We start from the raw sequence: 17,407 nt of genomic DNA on the forward strand, positions 1-17,407 counted from the left end.
ATCATGATTCATGGAATTATCAATGTATATAAAGAGAAGGGATATACTTCTCATGATGTAGTAGCAAAACTCAGAGGTATTGCTGGTCAGAAGAAGATTGGCCACACAGGAACCCTAGATCCGGATGCGGAAGGGGTTCTTCCGGTATGCCTGGGAAAGGCGACGAAGGTATGTGAACTTCTGACAGACAAGGATAAAACATACCGAGCAGTGCTTTTTCTGGGACAGACAACAGATACCCAGGATGCTTCAGGCACAGTGCTTGAGACTTCAGATATTTCGAATCTGAATGAAGCGCAGGTGACAGAAGCTGTCCAGAGCTTTGTGGGAGAATATGCACAGATACCGCCAATGTATTCAGCTCTCAAGGTGGGTGGTAAGAAACTTTATGAACTTGCGCGTGAAGGAAAAACAGTAGAACGCAAAGCAAGAAATGTGATGATTCACAGTATTAAGATTCTTTGTGTAGATCTTCCGAGAGTAGAAATGGAAGTTTCCTGCTCAAAAGGAACTTATATCCGTACGTTATGCCATGATATCGGTGAAAAGCTCGGTGTCGGTGGATGTATGGAGTCGCTGCTCCGGGTGCAGGTAGGACGCTTTGTGCTGGCAGACAGCCTACGCCTTAGTGAGATACAGAAGGCGAAAGAGGATGGGAATCTGGAAAAGATTCTTCAACCGATCGACAGTGTGTTTGAACAATACAGAGCAGTTCAGATCCATCCGGATCAGGAAAAGAGACTGCAGAATGGTAATTCGTTCCGTAAGCCTGACAGATCACAGAACTATGATGATCAGGAAATGGTAAGAGTTTATGATTCGAATGGACATTTTGCTGCAGTTTATCGGTATGTAGAAAAGGATCATGAATTCCGAATTGTGAAAATGTTTCTGCAGCCGTAGAACAAGAGGAGAAACATGCAATATATTAAAGGCTTGAAAGATTACCACGATGACAGTCAGACTGCTGTTACGCTCGGAAAGTTTGATGGTGTACATCGTGGCCATGAAAAACTTGTTGAAAAAGTAATAGAATATGCAGATACTGCGGGTGTAAAAAGTGTTGTGTGTGCATTCGATATGCTGGCATTTTCGAAAAAGCATGTGGATGAACGCTGTATTTTGATGACCAAAGAGGAAAGGGAAGACAGACTTCACGACCGGGTGGATTATCTGGTCGACTGTCCATTTACCAGAGAGTTCAGTCAGGTGAAGGCTGAAGATTTTATCCGGGATGTGCTGGTGGAGACATTCCATGCATCTTATGTGGTGGTTGGAACAGATTTTACGTTTGGCTATAAGAAACGCGGTGATATTCACATGTTGAAAGAGTATGAAAAGGTATATGGATATCATTTAGTTGTGATCGAGAAAGAACGGTACCATGACCGGGAAATCAGCAGTACTTATATACGTGAAGTGCTGAACGCAGGGGATATTCCGCTGGCTAATACATTACTTGGATATCCGTATCGGGTTATAGGGTGTGTGGAGCACGGAAAACGACTTGGCAGAACACTGGGATTTCCAACTTTGAATGTGGCTCCAAATCCAAATAAGCTGATGCCGCCAAATGGTGTATATGCAGTGCAGGTAAAGATGGACGGGAAGGTCTACGGAGGTATTGCCAATGTAGGCGTGAAGCCGACAGTGACGAATGAAAATCGGATGCTGGTGGAAGCGTTTTTGTATAATTACTCTGGTAATGCATATGGTAAAGAAGTAGAGATTGAGTTTTGTGAATATCATAGACCGGAACAGAAGTTTCATGGTGTTGATGAGCTGAAAGCGTGTGTGGAGACAGATATTTTATACGGAAAAGAGTATTTTAAACAAAAGTCTAGGAGATAATCCAAAAATGTTGTATAATATGTACAAAGGTGTTGGGGGTGTAGAATGTTCTGCGCAGCGATGATCCTTTGACATCAAAATACATGTATTATGGAGGATTCTAGTATGAAAAAGATATTGGTAGTCGGAAGTCTGAATATGGATACTGTTATTGAGACTCCAAGAATTCCGGTTCCGGGCGAAACGATTATGGGAAATGGTATTAAGCATGTGCCAGGCGGTAAAGGTGCTAATCAGGTTTATACGATTGGTAAGCTTGGTGGAGATGTAAGCATGATTGGTGCAGTTGGTGATGACAGTTTTGGTGATGCAATGTTAGAAAATCTCAAAAGTGTTAATGTCAATGTAGAAGGTATTGAGCGAATTCCGGGGGGAACAACCGGGCAGGCATTTATACCGGTTGATGCTAATGGCGAGAATTCAATTATCGTAGTTGGTGGAACAAATAGTCTGGTAGATGAGGACCTTTTGAAAAAATATGAGTATCTGATGGATGAGGCCGATATTGTGGTAATGCAGCAGGAGATTCCACTTGATACCGTTATGAAGGCAAAAGAGATGGCACTTGCCAAAGGTAAGACGATCATTGTAGATCCGGCTCCTGCGGCAGCTATGCCAGAAGAATTTTGGAAAGATATTGACTATATTAAGCCGAATGAGACGGAACTTGGTATTCTGATCGGCAGAGAATTACATAGCAAAGAGGAGTATAAAGAAGCAGCACACGAGATGCTGAAAAAAGGCGTCAAACATCTGCTTGTTACTCTGGGAAGCAAAGGATGTCTCCTGATGTCAGAAGAAGGAGAGGAATTTCTTCCGGCTAATAAGGTGAAAGCAGTAGATACTACGGCTGCGGGAGATTGCTTTACAGGAGCGTTTGCAGTGGCAATCAGTCAGGGGAAATCAGAAAAAGATGCGATTGCATTTGCACAGAAAGCGTCTGCAATTGCAGTTACAAGATCAGGTGCACAGTCTTCCGTGCCATCATTGGAAGAGGTGCTTGAAAGTTTATAATGCCAACCATTAAAGATGTGGCAGAGAAAGCCGGTGTCGGCATTGCGACGGTGTCCAGAGCAATGAATGGCACCGGCTATGTTTCTGCCCGTTCCAGGGAGAAAATTGAAAAAGCAATCCGGGAACTTCATTATATTCCCAATGAACGTGCACGTAATCTGTCCAGAAAGCAGACTGGAATTATCGGTGTGCTGATTCCGGATTTTCAGACGCCATTTTACGCATCGTTTTTGCGACAGGTTGAAATGGAATTATATAATTATGGCTATCGTACGATGGTGTGTAATACGGTAAAACACAGTGACAGAGAAGCGGCATATGTGGAAATGCTAGATCGTAATATGTTGGATGGTTTGATTACCTGCGCATGGTCTGCTGAGGCAGAAGTGTATCGGCATATGGATAAACCAATAGTCAGCATGGATCATAATCTGGGAGAAGGTATTCCACTCATTCATTCCGATCATAAGACCGGAGGAAGAATTGCAGCAGAACATCTATTGGAAAAGGGATGCAAAAGAGTGCTGCAGCTTGGAGACTATTTTCCAGTATATACGCCATCGAATGACAGGTACCGGGAATTTCATCGGATTATGGATGAAGCAGGCGTGGAGGTACGTCAGCTTGATCTGGAGTGGAATCGCCTGGATTATGAATATTATGAAAAATATCTATCAGAACATCTGAGGGATGTGAAGTGGTCGGATGCAGTGTTTGCTTCTGATATGGGGGCAATTGCCTGTTATCGTTTTGTGACAGAGAGGGGGATTCAGGTTCCGGATCATATGAAGATTATGGCGTATGATGGAACAGATTTTACCCGGATGATGATGCCTGTTATGACAGCAGTGCGCCAGGACATTACAAAGCTTGCATCAAGCTGTGCCGATACTGTAGTCCGGCTGGTACAGCGCAAAGAGCCTGTGCGTATGCATCGGATTATTGATGTGGAATTTCAAAAAGGTGGAACAACATAACGTTTCTGTATGTGCAATATGCATATATGGAAACGTTTTTATAATGTATAAATGTACTGAATATACAAAAATGACGGGTTCTTTTCTTGACTTTCTAGATAACGCTGATGATAATGATAGATAGAAAGACAGCTGTGAATGTAGAATGGAAAGGAAGGAACCGTATGAAAGAGACAAGATGGGCAATTGTGGGAACCGGATATATTGCTAATGAATTTGCAAAGGGCATGCAGGAGGCGGCTGCAGCAGAACTTGTTGCGGTGGTTTCCAGAAGCGAGGAAAATGGAAAGACATTTGCACAGAGATATGGTTGTAATACGGTCTATACAGAGCTAGCAGAGATGCTTCGGAATGCGAGACCAGACATTGTATATATTGCAATTCCAAATGACTGCCATTTCAGTTATATTATGACAGTGCTGGAGGCAGGCATTCCTGTTCTTTCGGAAAAGCCGATGGTTGATAATCGCAGACAACTTGATGCAGTGCTTGCAAAAGCAAGAGAAAAAGATGTTTTTCTTATGGAAGGTATGTGGACCAGATGTTTTCCGGCGGTGAGACAGGCAAGAAGCTGGATCGCAGAAGGTAAGATCGGAAAGCCACTTACAGTGAAGTCTGGATTTGACATTAAACCGGATGTCAGTGACTGGCAGCCGTGGAAAGGCGGTATTAGTCATGCGGGTGGTGCACTTCGTGATGTGGGAATTTATGCATTAGCCATGGCGCAGATGGTATTTCCGGAGTCTCCGAAAGAGGCACATGCTACGATGAAGTCCAACGGTGAAGTGGATGAAAGTTTTCATATGCTGGCAACTTATACAGATGGAAGAGCGGCATTCTTAAGTGGTGCATTTAATCAGGTCAGTACACCTGTGACAGAGATTGTAGGCGAGCTTGGACGAATTCTGATTGGACCGGAATTCTGGCATCCTACTACTGCAGAGCTTGTGATGAATGATGGAACCAGACAGACCTTTGAAAAAGCATATCCGGCAAGTGGTTTTCAATATGAGATAGAAGCGATACAGGAATGCCTGGAAAAAGGAGAAAAGGAGTGTCCATATTTTACGTTAACAGACACAGAGATTATCGCAGACTGGATTGAAACCACCAGAAAAGAATGGGGTATTGTATACAAAGCGGATAGTGAATAAACAGTTAAGCATTTGTGAATAAAGGGAGGATGAGACGATGAAAGGTAAAATCAAGCAGATTTGTGTGTTGGTAGATGATGTGCAGAAAGCGATGAAAGAATATTGGGAGAAATTCGGTATTGGGCCATGGGATATCCGACATTTTACACCGGACACGGTGCATGATTTGTATGTGCGTGGCGAAGCAGTGACTGAAGGATTTGACTTTATCTGTGCTGTCTGCTGGGCAGGTGATATGGAATTTGAATTAATTCAACCGATCAAAGGTCCAAATATTTACTGGGAATTTTTAGAAAAATACGGCAGCGGACTTCACCATTTTAAAATTGTAATTCCTGATGATGAAGAATTGAGGGCGTATGTAGACGAATTACAGGCGAAGGGCCTTAAAGTAATACAGACAGGCTGGATTGATAATGATGTACATTATTATCTGGATTCGTATGAGCAGCTTGGACTGACATTGGAACTTGGAAATGGCGGTAAGATTGGACCAGCACCAGAGGTTTATCCGGTGGAAGGTGCGATTCGGTCAATAAACCACATTCCGAATATCAGACAGCTTGCAATTGTCGTTGACGATGCGGAAAAATACATGAAGAATTATGCATATTATCTCGGAATCGATGGATGGGATGTGCGCCATTTTACGCCGGATAAGGTAAAGAGCCTGAAAGTAGGCGGTCATGAAGTGAAAGAGGAATTTGATTTTATCTGTGCAGTGAAATGGGCGGGAGATATGGAGATTGAAATTATTCAGCCGGTCAAAGGACCGAATATTTACTGGGAATTTCTGGAGAAACAGGGACCGGGATTTCATCATATTAAAGATGTATTTTCAGACGAAGAGATTGCAGAAGAATGTGATCGCCTGAAAGCGTATGATGTGGAGATTATGCAGACCGGATGGATTGATGGAGACAGTCACTACTATATGAGTACGCAAAAATTTCTTAATATGATCATAGAGTTTGGAAATGGTGGTAAGATCGGACCACCGGATTATGTGTTTGCAGATGGAAAACGGAAGTAACCTGCAATATATATCAGCTGGGAGTCAATCCCCCAGCTGATATGGCCTCCGGCAGGATTGCAGAGGCATTCTTGAACTTTTATCTCCAACATTGTATCTATATTGAACAATCAGTATTGACAATTATATGTTGTGCAATATATAATAGAAAAAGTGGCTTAAAACGATTAAAAGTAGCAAAATACACAGGAGATAAGAAGTGCGCGCAACAATTAAAGATGTGGCGAAGCTTGCTGGTGTATCGACGGCGACGGTATCTAATGTGCTGACTGGACGTAAGAATGTCAGTGAATCATTACGCCGCCGGGTGAATGAAGCAAGTGCCGAATTGGACTATAAACCAAATAGTATAGCGAGAAGCCTGAAGACGAATCAGAGTCACACGATTGGTGTGATCGTACCGGATATCCTGAATCCTTTCTTCGCGGAAGTGCTGAAACATATTGGCTATGAGGCATCCAGAAAGGATTATCAGGTCGTGATGTATGAATCAGGTGAAAGCGTCAGACAGGAGAAAAAGCTGCTTCAGCAATTAATGGAAAGTGGAGTTGATGGAATTATTGATATTACATCGCGCCTGGATCGTGAAGAGTTAAAAGCAGGTTTTTCAGTGCCGCTTGTGCTTGGAGATCGTGTAGCATTTGACAGTGTGGGCAATGTGGCATTTGCACATACAGATAATCATGCCAGCGGACGAATTGCTGCAGATCACCTGATTGAGCGTGGGTATCGGAAGTTTGCATGTATTGCCGGACCTGTAGATGCAACTTCTGCTGCAAGAAGACGACTGGAAGGATTCCGGGAAGGACTGCAGGAACACGGCTTTACAGAACAGGATTTACTTGTTTTTTTGTGTAAATTTTCGTTTGATGACGGATATCGAATGATGAACCATTTTCTGGATATTTATAATCAAGAAGAAAATTGTGCCGTATTTGCCAGTAGTGATATTATGGCTTGGGGGGCAGTGGAAGCATGCAAGAGTAGAGGCATCCGTATTCCGGAACAGATCGCAATAATTGGAAATGATAATATCTGGTGTAGTAAATATATTGAACAAGGACTTACGACCGTGGAGTATCCAGCGAAAGAGTTGGGCATCAGAACCATGGGAATGCTTCTGGAAGCACTGAATCATGGTGGGGTATTCCAGGAACGGGAAGTCATCTTACAACCTAGTCTATGTTTAAGGAATACAACATAGAGAATCCTGATTTATATGAGATTCTTCGGAATCTCATATAAATTACAACAAAAGTTAATCGTTTAACTACGCGAAAAAGAACATACTTGAAGATGTTTTGGAAAAGGACAGAGTGGAACGATTACTAATACACTATAAAAGGAGAGTGTGTGATGAAGTATTGTTATGAAGAAGGACAGAAAAGAACCGGACATATGTTTATGGGCGAAGAGATTACGCGAAGTGCCCGCATTGAGACGCTGCGAGATACACTTCTGGAGGCAGTGCCACAGATATCAGCAGATAGAGCGATGATCGTGACGGAAGCTTATCAGAGGTATAACAGTGAAACTATCTATATTAAGCGTGCAAAAACACTTGCAGAGCTTCTGGAAAAACTGCCAATTACGATTCTTGACGGTGAATTGATCGTAGGAAGTGTTAGCGACAAACTTTGCTGCGCACATATTTTTCCGGAATTCGGTCTGGACTGGCTGATTGAAGAACTGGATGGGAATCCAGTCAGACCAGAGAAACGCCCGGGTGATCGTTATGAGATTGCGGAAGCGGATGAGAATAAACTCCGCGAGATTATGGACTATTGGCGTAATAATAATCATGAGTATCGATGTAAGGCAGTACTGCCGGAAGAGACACATTTGATTCGTGAGATGGGTGTGACGGATTCTTACTGGTTGATGATCGGGGGTGAAGGACACCTGACAGTGAATCTGAAACGTGTTGTCAAAGAGGGACTTGGTAACTATATGAAAAGGGCAAAGGAACGGATGGAGAATCTGGATCTGTCGGAACCATCTGAGGCGGAGCAGAAGCCATTCCTGGAGTCAGTGCTGATTACCTGTGATGCAGTGATAAAATATGCAGGAAGATATGCGGCGCTTGCTGAAAAACAGGCGGAAGAGACGGAAAATCCAGTGCGGCGGAAGGAACTTCAACATATAGCGGATATCTGCAGACGTGTTCCGGCAGAACCTGCGAGAGATTTCCATGAGGCCTTGCAGTCAATATGGTTTATTAATCTCTGTATCCAGCTGGAAAACAATGGCCATTCCATATCGCTGGGACGTCTGGATCAGAATCTTTTTCCTTATTATAAAGAAGATATTAATTCCGGTGTAATGCGTGATGAAGATGCATTGGAATTGTTGGAATGCCTGTATCTTAAGCTGTTTCAGCTTCACAAAATTACAAGCTGGGGTAATACGAAATCGTTCAGTGGTTATCAATTATTCCAAAATATTACGATCGGCGGGCAGGATATGAATGGAAAAGATGCAACGAATGAGCTTTCATATTTAATCCTGGGTGCTCAGGCGGCGATAAAATTACATACACCATCCATTTCACTGCGCTATCATGACCGTATTTCAGAGAAGATGATGTATGCGGCTATGGATGTTGTGCGTCTTGGCGGTGGGCAGCCTGCAATCTACAGCGATGAAGTCTATATTCCGGCACTGGTTAACAGGGGGATCAGATGGGATGATGCAGTGGAATATTCCATTGTAGGATGTGTAGAAGCAATTGTGGAAGGCAAACAGACCGGAAGACCTAATGGAGCGGGATTCATTAACCTGCAGAAGATCATGGAACTTGCATTATATGGTGGGAAAGATCCGAATACCGATATCTGCCTGCATCCGGGAAAGGGCAGTCTCGCAGATTTTGCCTCATATGAAGAACTTTATGAAGCATTCAAAGAACAGATTCGTTATTATTTCAAGTATCAGGTAATTACGGATAATATGATCGATATGGTAACCGAAAAAGGAATTGCAGATCCATTTGTGTCTTGTCTTGTGGATGATTGCATTGACAGAGGTAAGACCATGAAAGAGGGTGGTGCGGTCTATGACTACTGTGGACCATTATACGTAGGAATGGCGAATGTGGGCAACACTCTGGCTGCGTTAAAGAAATTGGTTTATGATGAGCGTATTCTTACAGGTGTACAGGTGATGCATGCGATACAGACAAATTATGAAGATCTTACTACTGTACCATCTGGACCGGATATCCGTAAAATGCTTCTGGATGCGCCAAAATATGGTAATGACGATGACTATGTGGATGATATTATGGTAGATTATTTCCGGTTTATCTGTGAAGAAACAGCAAAGTATAAGACTACACGGAGCGGACGTGGACCGATCGGATGTATCTGGCAGCCGTCTACCAGTTCCGTGTCATCAAATGTGCCTTGCGGTGAATGTGTAGGAGCGACTCCGGATGGAAGAAAAGCGGGAGAGGCATTGGCTGATACAGCATCTCCGACACATGGTACAGATACAAAAGGTATTACTGCCTCTCTTAAATCTGTAGGTAAACTTCCGACGGTTCTGGTATCCGGCGGACAACTGGTTAATGTTAAAGTGATGCCTGCAATGCTAGACGGTATGATGACAAGAAAAATGGTACAGGTACTGCGTACATATCTGGGTAATTATACTGGGTAATTATAAAGGAATGCATGTTCAGATTAATTGTGTATCTGCAGATACACTGAAAGCAGCACAGGTGCATCCGGAAGAATATAAGGATCTGATGGTACGCGTTGCAGGTTATAGTGCATTATTTACTCCTTTAGATAAAGCACTGCAGGATGATATCATTGCAAGGACAGAGCACAGCGCATAAGAGAATACATAGCATGGCGTATCATAACGAAGGTAGGTGAATAGTGTGTTTGGTTCCGATTATAGGGAGATAGAAGAGACTACAAATGGAATCGTATTCAACATAGAACATTTCCATGTACATGATGGAGAAGGAATCCGAACCAATGTATTTCTGAAGGGATGTAATCTGCATTGCCCGTGGTGCTGCAATCCTGAGTCCATCAGTCCGGATCCACAGATTGCATTTTATAAAAAATTCTGCACCGGATGTGGGAAGTGCCAGAATATTTGCCCGCAGCACTGTATAGAAATAACTGGAGATGGGAAAAGCAGAACAGATCGTTCGAGGTGTATTGCATGTGGGGCGTGTGAAAAGGTGTGTCCGCATGGTGCCAGAGAGCTGTTTGGTCATCGAATGAATGTGGCGGAAGTGATGGAGGATGTGGAGAAAGACAGCTTTTATTTTATGAATTCAGATGGCGGAATGACATTGTCAGGAGGTGAAACCTGTCTTCAACCGGAATTTGCGAGAGCACTTATTGAAGCAGCACACCGCAGATATATTCCCGTAGCGTTGGAAACCGCCGGAGCTGTCAGATGGGAAAGCCTTTGGAAAGTTGCTGAATTGGCGGATGAGATACTATTTGATTTGAAAACAACAAAAACTGAGCATTTTGCACAAGTGGGAAATATTTTTTTAAAAAAAGTGTTAAACAACTTGCACAATTTAACTGTGAATGGTAAAATAATAACTGTGAGATGTCCCATAATACCAAATTTTAATGACACGGCAGAACATCTGGAGAATGTAGCGAAGATTGCGACAGATTTTGGAATAAAGAAGATTGATCTGTTACCGTTTCATCAGTTTGGAAGACACAAGTATGAAGCAATCGAACGTGCTTATTGTTTGAAAGAATATCCGGAGATGGAACGCAGTAAGGTAGAAGAGATGGCGGATTGTCTGAGAAAAAGGGGATTTCAAGTGTCAGTCGGTGGTTGATAACTGACAAATGATCAGATATCAATATTCCATTTTGGTGGTTGATGAGATGGAATGTGGATATATACTTTTGCAATATGCGAAAGTTATAATGGCATGAAGCAGCCAGAATGCTTCCAAATTGTACAAGGAGGATGTGTAACATGAAAAAGAGGATTTTAAGTGCAGTACTGGGCATCGCTATGGTAGCGACACTGCTCGTTGGATGTGGCTCTGGCTCATCTGATGACAGCTCAAAGAAAGACACCAAGACAGAGGACACCGCGAAGGATGATTCCGGTGAAAAGACAGCAGCTGATTACAAGATTGCTGTAGTTCCTAAGATGACAAACCTTGCATGGTTTGAGCGTATGGAACAGGGTGTTGATGACTATAACGAAGCTAACGGAACAAGCGTTGAGTACTGCGGATCTCCGGAAGGTGACGGACAGGCAGCATTCGTTGAGGGACTGATCTCTCAGGGATACGATGCAATCTGTGTAGTTCCGTTCGATGTAGAAGCTCTTGACCCTGTTCTTGCAAAAGCTAAAGAGGCAGGCATCGTAGTTATCTGCCACGAGGCATCTACAGTAGAGAACATGGACTATGACGTTGAAGCATTTGATACATTAGAGTATGGTGCTCACCTGATGGAAAAGATTAACGAACTCTCTGACGGAAAAGGACGTGTAATCCAGACAGTTGGTGCTCTGACATCTCAGTCTCACGTTGAGGAAGCTCAGGGTGGTAAAGAATGGGCTGAGAAGAATGCTCCAGATCTTAAAGTAGATGATCAGCCAATCGTTTCTGATGACAATCAGGACACAGCATACAGCAAAGTTAAAGAAGCACTTACAGCTGATACAAAACACGAGATCGTTGGTATCCAGTGTGCAGCTATGTCAGAGACTCCGGGTGCAGCTCAGGCAGTTGAGGAACTTGGACTTCAGGGCAAAGTACATATCGCAGGTACATCTCTTATGTCAGTTTGTGGCGAGTACGTTGAAGACGGAACAGTTGAGCTTATGAGCTTCTGGGATCCGGCACTTGCAGGTCAGGCAATGATCGAACTTGCTGTTGCAACTCTGAATGGAACAGTTGGCGAAGATACACTTTCACTTCCGGTAGAAGGATATGAGAACCTGACACTTGAAGGCAAAGTATACACAGGTAGTGCTTGGATCGATGTTGATAAAGATAACTGCAACGACGAAGCATACGATTTCTAAATACATTTTGACATCTAAAATGTTTTAACTGAATGAGCCTTAAGCCTCATAGGGAATTGCAATAAGGGCATTCTCTATGAGGCTTTATTTGATGAAGAAACGAGGGATTCTATATGGGAGAAGTATTTCTTAAATTAGAGAATATTAAGAAATCGTTTGGTGGTGTGCAGGCTTTAAAAGGCGTTGATCTCGAAATTAGAAAAGGAGAAATCCTGGCACTTGCCGGACAGAATGGATGTGGTAAATCCACATTGATCAAAGTGATTTCCGGAGTTCATGAACAGACATCCGGTGATTATTATCTTGAAGGTAAAAAAGTCGAAAAACTGACACCTATCGATGCGATTCGAGCAGGTGTACAGGTTATATATCAGGATTTTGCAGTATTTCCTAACTTAACAGTTGCAGAGAATATTGCAATGAACAATTCACTCATGACAGGTACTAAGGTCATGAACTGGAAGAAAGCAAGAGAACTTGCTATCGAAGCTATGGAGCAGGTAGGTGCTCACATGGATCCGGATATTCTTGTAGAAAGGCTGACTGTTGCTAATAAGCAAATGGTTGCTATATGCCGGGCCATTATTAATGATGCAAAATTTCTGATTCTCGACGAACCTACTACTGCGCTGACTAAAAAAGAAGTTGAGAATCTGTTTAAGATCATCCGTCGCTTAAAAGAAAAAGGTATTGCGATTATGATCGTTAACCATAAGCTGGATGAGATATATGAAATTGCTGACAGACTTACGATTATCCGAAATGGAGAATATATCTCCAGCGGAGATATCAAAGAGTATGACAGAGCGAGATTTATCCATGATATCACCGGTCGTGATATTGTTGAATCTGTATATGTTCCAGAGAAAAGTGATGGAACAGAGATTTTGAAAGTTGAAAATATTTCCAGAGAAGGTGCATTTGAAAACGTATCGTTCTCACTTGAAAAAGGCGATGTGCTGGGGATTACAGGACTTCTTGGCTCAGGACGTGGAGAACTTGGTGATGCATTATTCGGGCTTGCACCGGCTACGAGTGGAAAAATCACTTTGAATGGAAAAGAGATTGAGATCCACAACATTGAAGATGCAATCAAGAATAAGATCGCATATGTTCCGGAAGACCGACTGACACAGGGATTGTTCCTTGACAGAAGTATTCAGGATAATATGGTGGCTGCGTCTATTGGCAAGTATTTCCATGGTGGCAAACTGGATCATAAAAAGATCGCAGAAGATACTACAGAATGGATTGGTAATCTCTCTGTAAAAATCGGTAAACAGACAGATGCAATCCGTACATTATCCGGTGGTAATGCACAGAAGGTTGTTATTGCAAAATGGCTGAATACGGATCCTGAGCTGATTGTTCTGAACGGACCTACAGTGGGTGTGGATATCGGATCAAAGAGTGAGATTTTCGAAATTTTGCACAAGCTTGCAAAGGATGGTGTTGGAGTAATCGTTATTTCTGATGACTTGTCTGAGCTGGTTCAGAACTGTAACAAGATCCTTGTTATGAGAAATGGTAAAGCTGTTGCTCATATCGATGAAGAGATCAGCGAGAATGAACTGTACAAGCTGTTCAGCGAAGGAGGAGAGAGTTAATGAAACAATCAAAATGGAAAGAGATTCTGACTTCGAATCAGATGTTTATTGTTTATATTATTGTTGTCCTTTGCATTGCGATTAGCATGAAGACACCAGCGTTTGCAGAGGTTTCGACAATTATTACACTTGCCAGAGCACTTCTGGTAACACTGTGTTTTGCTATCTGTGAGATGGTGGTTATTATTTCGGGAGGTATCGATGTTTCTTTCCCGGCAATTGCGTGTGCATCTCTTTATATTCCAATCTGTGTATTTAAAGAGAACGATATTGACAATGTAGTTCTTGCGTTTGTATTTGCGGCAGCTATCGGGCTGGTGATTGGTATTATCAATGCGGTACTGATTTCATTGCTTCAGATTCCGCCGTTGATTGCTACTCTTGGTGTGAGCAGTATTACACAGGGCATGCTTCTTACGTTCTTTGGCACCAGACAGATCTCAAGACTGCCAAGTACGATTGCAGCACTCAATAAAGTTTATTTGTTTACGTATCAGAGTAAAGCGGGTAATAACTATAGTATGACCGCATTGATTCTGGTTCCGATTATTCTTTATATTGTTATATATATTGTTTTGAAATATACAATGCTTGGACGTGGAATCTATGCAATCGGCGGAGATGCCAATGCAGCTCGTATTGCCGGATTTAACGTAGTAAGACTTCAGTTTATTGTGTACATGTTCTCGGGCGTTATGGCTGGTATCGCCGGAATGATTTATTGTGTACTTAATAAGGCGGCGAACCCATTGAATCTTATGGGAAGTGAAATGATGATCATCGCTGCTGTTGTTGTAGGCGGAACCCGCATGAGTGGCGGACATGGTACAGTGCTCGGAACGATTCTCGGTGTTGTGCTGATCGGTCTGATCCAGAACAACCTGATCATGCTTGGCGTACCTACATATTGGCAGACGTTCGTAGTCGGTGCTGTAATCGTAGTTGGTACAGCAATCACTTCGCTGAAAGAACTTGCTGTTCAGAAGAATCAAAAGGTATAAAGGGAGGAATGTACAATGAAGCTTTTGAAGAAAATAGACCATAACATTCTTTCTTTATTAGGAATGTATGCAGTCGTATTAATTGCGATGGCGATTTTGAACCCGTCAACCTATTATTCAACATTGAATATCAAATCATGGTTTTACCTGTTTCCGGAATACGGTATCCTTACATTTGGCATGATGCTGTGTATGATCTCCGGAGGAATCGATCTGTCTCTGGTTGGTATTGCCAATCTCGTAGGTGTTGTAGCATCGTATATGATGGTTAATATCGGCGGTGGAAAAGAATGCGGTATGGGTATGATTATTGGTGCGATCATTGTGGGTCTGATCATCGGTGTGCTGTGTGGCGCGTTTAACGGTTTCCTGATTGGATTTCTGCACATTCCACCGATGCTGGTTACACTTTGTGGTCTGCAACTTTACACAGGTATTGCTATGATCGTTACAACAGGTCCTGGTATCACTGGCGTACCACAGTCATACATTAATATTGCAAATGGAACGATTGCAGGTATACCTCATACATTGCCTATGTTCATTATTGTTACACTGGTGATGTCATTCCTGTTGAAGTCTACTACATATGGACAGAAAGTATATTTCCTTGGAAGTAATGAAGTCGCATCTAAGTATTCAGGAATCAACAACTTTAAAGTTATCATGACAACATATATGATTTCCGGTTTCCTGGGAGCAATCAGCGGTATTCTGACATCTTCACATTATGGATCCGGTAAATCTAACTACAATACATCTTATACACTGCTTTCACTGCTGATCGTAGTATTGGGTGGCGTTCATCCAGATGGTGGTAAAGGTAAGGTGATAGGAGTTACACTTGCAATCGTATTATTACAGCTAATTTCTTCTGCATTCAGTGTCCTTCGTATCGATACGGTTATTACAGACCTCGTATACGGACTGATTCTGATCGCAGTACTGGTTATTACAAACATTGCAGCTAAAAGAGCAACTAAGGTGAAAACAAAATAAAGGGAGGACTTAGTTATGAAAAAAATCATTAACAAACCGGAAAATTATGTAGATGAGATGCTGGAAGGTCTTTATGCAGCGCATCCTGATTATATTACTTATACAGCGGATGACCTGCGTTGCCTTGTAACATCTAATAAGGTCGCTGGAAAGGTTGGTATCGTTACAGGTGGCGGTTCAGGACATTTGCCATTATTCCTGGGATATGTAGGAAAAGGTATGCTGGATGGCTGCTGTGTAGGCGGTGTGTTCCAGTCACCAAGCCCGGAACAGGTATTTAATGTTACAAAAGAAGTAGATGACGGAGCAGGTGTTCTGTATATTTACGGTAATTATAACGGAGATATTCTTAACTTTGACATGGGCGCAGAAATGGCTGATTTTGAAGAAGATATCCGTGTTGAGACGGTTGTTGCAGGTGAAGATGTAGCTTCTGCTGCACCGGCTGGCCCTGGAGAACCAAATCACAGACGAGGCGTAGCTGGTATTGTATTTGTATATAAATGTGCAGGTGCTGCAGCAGCTCAGATGAAAGATCTGGATGAAGTTAAGAGAATTGCTGAGAAAGCGGCAGCTAATGTAAGAACAATGGGTGTGGCTCTGACGCCGTGTACAATTCCGGAAGTTGGTAAACCGGGATTTACAATTGCTGACGATGAGATGGCTATTGGTATGGGTATCCATGGTGAGGCTGGTATTCGTAATGGTAAAATTGAGCCTGCAGATGCTATTGTCGATGAGATGTTAGAAAAGATTCTTCCAGATATTCCGTATGTAAAAGGCGATGAAGTAGCTGTTATGGTAAATGGATTGGGAGCTACTCCTCTGGATGAGCAGTATATTGTAACACGCCATATTGACAAGAGATTAAAAGAAGAAGGTATCAAAGTACATCGTTACTATGTAGGTGAGTTTGCTACAGCGATGGAAATGGCAGGATTCTCAATTTCCCTGTTCAAACTGGATGATGAGTTGAAGGAACTTCTTGATGCTCCGGCAGCAACACCATTCTTTAAACAGCTTTAATATTAGGAGGAAATCATAATGAATTCATCATATATTGTAAAAATGCTGGCTGAGATCAGCGCAATCATGAATGAGAACAAAGATCGATTGATCGAGTTGGACAGTGTAGTAGGAGATGGAGACCTTGGACTTACAATGACTAAGGGATTTGCGGCAGCGTCTGAATTTGCAGCAGGATCTGATGAAACGGATGCTGGCAAGATGCTTTACGGCGCTGGAAAAGCAATGTCAAGTGCGGCGCCATCTACTATGGGTACGCTGATGTCTATTGGACTTATGCAGGGAGGAAAGGTTCTGAAGGGTAAGACAGAACTGAGCAACGAAGATGTTGTAGAATTTCTTGCTGCATATGAGAATGGAATTATGACAAAGGGTAAAGCAAAACTTGGAGAGAAGACATTCTTAGATGGATTTGATCCGGGAGTTCAGGCACTGAAGGTTGCTGTGGAAGCTGGCGAGGATCTTGCGGCAGCGACTGCAAAAGCAGCTGTGGCTGCGGAAGAAGGATTCAACGCAGCTACTAATATGAAGGCTGTACATGGTAAACCAGCAGTAAAGGGCGATGCTTCCATCGGTATGGTTGATCCGGGAGCATGCGTTGCAATGCTGATTTTTAAAGCAATTGCAAAAGCCTCTGTATAACAGTAAATAATTAGATCTGATTACACTTATTCGGCAAGGCCTAATAAGTGTAATCTTTTAAGAAAGAAGG

Annotated in this window: 16 protein-coding genes; all 16 read left to right on the plus strand. The window is 42.6% G+C overall.

The features are described from left to right. Positions 1 to 3: 3 nt before the first annotated feature. The 16 genes from truB (at position 4) to DWZ93_RS02700 (ending at position 17,337) form a co-directional block, all read left to right on the plus strand. On the plus strand, positions 4 to 903 hold the full coding sequence (truB, locus tag DWZ93_RS02625; RefSeq protein WP_118451878.1) for a tRNA pseudouridine(55) synthase TruB: 900 nt from the start codon (positions 4 to 6) through the stop codon (positions 901 to 903). Between the two features lie 15 nt (positions 904 to 918). Further along, positions 919 to 1,851 (plus strand): bifunctional riboflavin kinase/FAD synthetase, encoded by a 933-nt coding sequence (locus DWZ93_RS02630; protein WP_118451879.1) that lies wholly within the window; start codon positions 919 to 921, stop codon positions 1,849 to 1,851. 105 nt (positions 1,852 to 1,956) lie between these two features. Next, positions 1,957 to 2,865, plus strand: a complete 909-nt coding sequence (rbsK, locus tag DWZ93_RS02635; protein WP_118451880.1) for a ribokinase — start codon at positions 1,957 to 1,959, stop codon at positions 2,863 to 2,865. Continuing rightward, positions 2,865 to 3,842: a LacI family DNA-binding transcriptional regulator gene (locus DWZ93_RS02640; RefSeq protein ID WP_118451881.1), complete on the plus strand. Its 978-nt coding sequence runs from the start codon at positions 2,865 to 2,867 to the stop codon at positions 3,840 to 3,842. The genes rbsK and DWZ93_RS02640 overlap by 1 nt, the downstream gene beginning before the upstream one ends. A gap of 164 nt (positions 3,843 to 4,006) precedes the next feature. After that, positions 4,007 to 4,996, plus strand: coding sequence for a Gfo/Idh/MocA family protein (locus DWZ93_RS02645; protein WP_158574271.1), 990 nt, complete (start codon positions 4,007 to 4,009; stop codon positions 4,994 to 4,996). Positions 4,997 to 5,033: 37 nt separating this feature from the next. After that, positions 5,034 to 6,029, plus strand: coding sequence for a VOC family protein (locus tag DWZ93_RS02650; protein ID WP_118451883.1), 996 nt, complete (start codon positions 5,034 to 5,036; stop codon positions 6,027 to 6,029). A 199-nt stretch (positions 6,030 to 6,228) separates the two neighbouring features. After that, a complete protein-coding gene (locus DWZ93_RS02655; RefSeq protein ID WP_118383733.1) occupies positions 6,229 to 7,233 on the plus strand; it encodes a LacI family DNA-binding transcriptional regulator in 1,005 nt (334 codons plus the stop codon). A 152-nt stretch (positions 7,234 to 7,385) separates the two neighbouring features. Then, positions 7,386 to 9,689, plus strand: a complete 2,304-nt coding sequence (locus DWZ93_RS02660) for a glycyl radical protein (RefSeq protein WP_118451884.1) — start codon at positions 7,386 to 7,388, stop codon at positions 9,687 to 9,689. A 10-nt stretch (positions 9,690 to 9,699) separates the two neighbouring features. After that, positions 9,700 to 9,870, plus strand: a complete 171-nt coding sequence (locus DWZ93_RS15130) for a glycine radical domain-containing protein (RefSeq protein WP_118451885.1) — start codon at positions 9,700 to 9,702, stop codon at positions 9,868 to 9,870. A gap of 36 nt (positions 9,871 to 9,906) precedes the next feature. After that, positions 9,907 to 10,854, plus strand: coding sequence for a glycyl-radical enzyme activating protein (locus DWZ93_RS02670; RefSeq protein WP_118383730.1), 948 nt, complete (start codon positions 9,907 to 9,909; stop codon positions 10,852 to 10,854). A gap of 143 nt (positions 10,855 to 10,997) precedes the next feature. Beyond that, a complete protein-coding gene (locus tag DWZ93_RS02675; protein ID WP_243061072.1) occupies positions 10,998 to 12,062 on the plus strand; it encodes an autoinducer 2 ABC transporter substrate-binding protein in 1,065 nt (354 codons plus the stop codon). Positions 12,063 to 12,175: 113 nt separating this feature from the next. Further along, positions 12,176 to 13,669 carry a sugar ABC transporter ATP-binding protein gene (locus DWZ93_RS02680; protein ID WP_118383729.1) on the plus strand — a complete coding sequence of 498 codons (1,494 nt, stop codon included), beginning with the start codon at positions 12,176 to 12,178 and terminating at the stop codon, positions 13,667 to 13,669. Beyond that, on the plus strand, positions 13,669 to 14,670 hold the full coding sequence (locus DWZ93_RS02685; RefSeq protein WP_118383728.1) for an ABC transporter permease: 1,002 nt from the start codon (positions 13,669 to 13,671) through the stop codon (positions 14,668 to 14,670). Before DWZ93_RS02680 ends, DWZ93_RS02685 begins: the two co-directional genes overlap by 1 nt. 15 nt (positions 14,671 to 14,685) lie before the next feature. After that, complete coding sequence (locus DWZ93_RS02690; RefSeq protein WP_118383727.1) at positions 14,686 to 15,669, plus strand: ABC transporter permease; 984 nt, start codon at positions 14,686 to 14,688, stop codon at positions 15,667 to 15,669. A 15-nt stretch (positions 15,670 to 15,684) separates the two neighbouring features. Continuing rightward, the gene (locus DWZ93_RS02695; protein WP_118383726.1) at positions 15,685 to 16,695 is read left to right on the plus strand and encodes a dihydroxyacetone kinase subunit DhaK; all 1,011 of its coding nucleotides are present in this window, start codon (positions 15,685 to 15,687) and stop codon (positions 16,693 to 16,695) included. Between the two features lie 18 nt (positions 16,696 to 16,713). Further along, positions 16,714 to 17,337, plus strand: a complete 624-nt coding sequence (locus DWZ93_RS02700) for a dihydroxyacetone kinase subunit L (protein WP_118451886.1) — start codon at positions 16,714 to 16,716, stop codon at positions 17,335 to 17,337. Positions 17,338 to 17,407: the final 70 nt, after the last annotated feature.

It is taken from the genome of Dorea sp. AF36-15AT (genome assembly GCF_003477705.1).
Taxonomy (GTDB): domain Bacteria; phylum Bacillota; class Clostridia; order Lachnospirales; family Lachnospiraceae; genus Claveliimonas; species Claveliimonas ammoniilytica.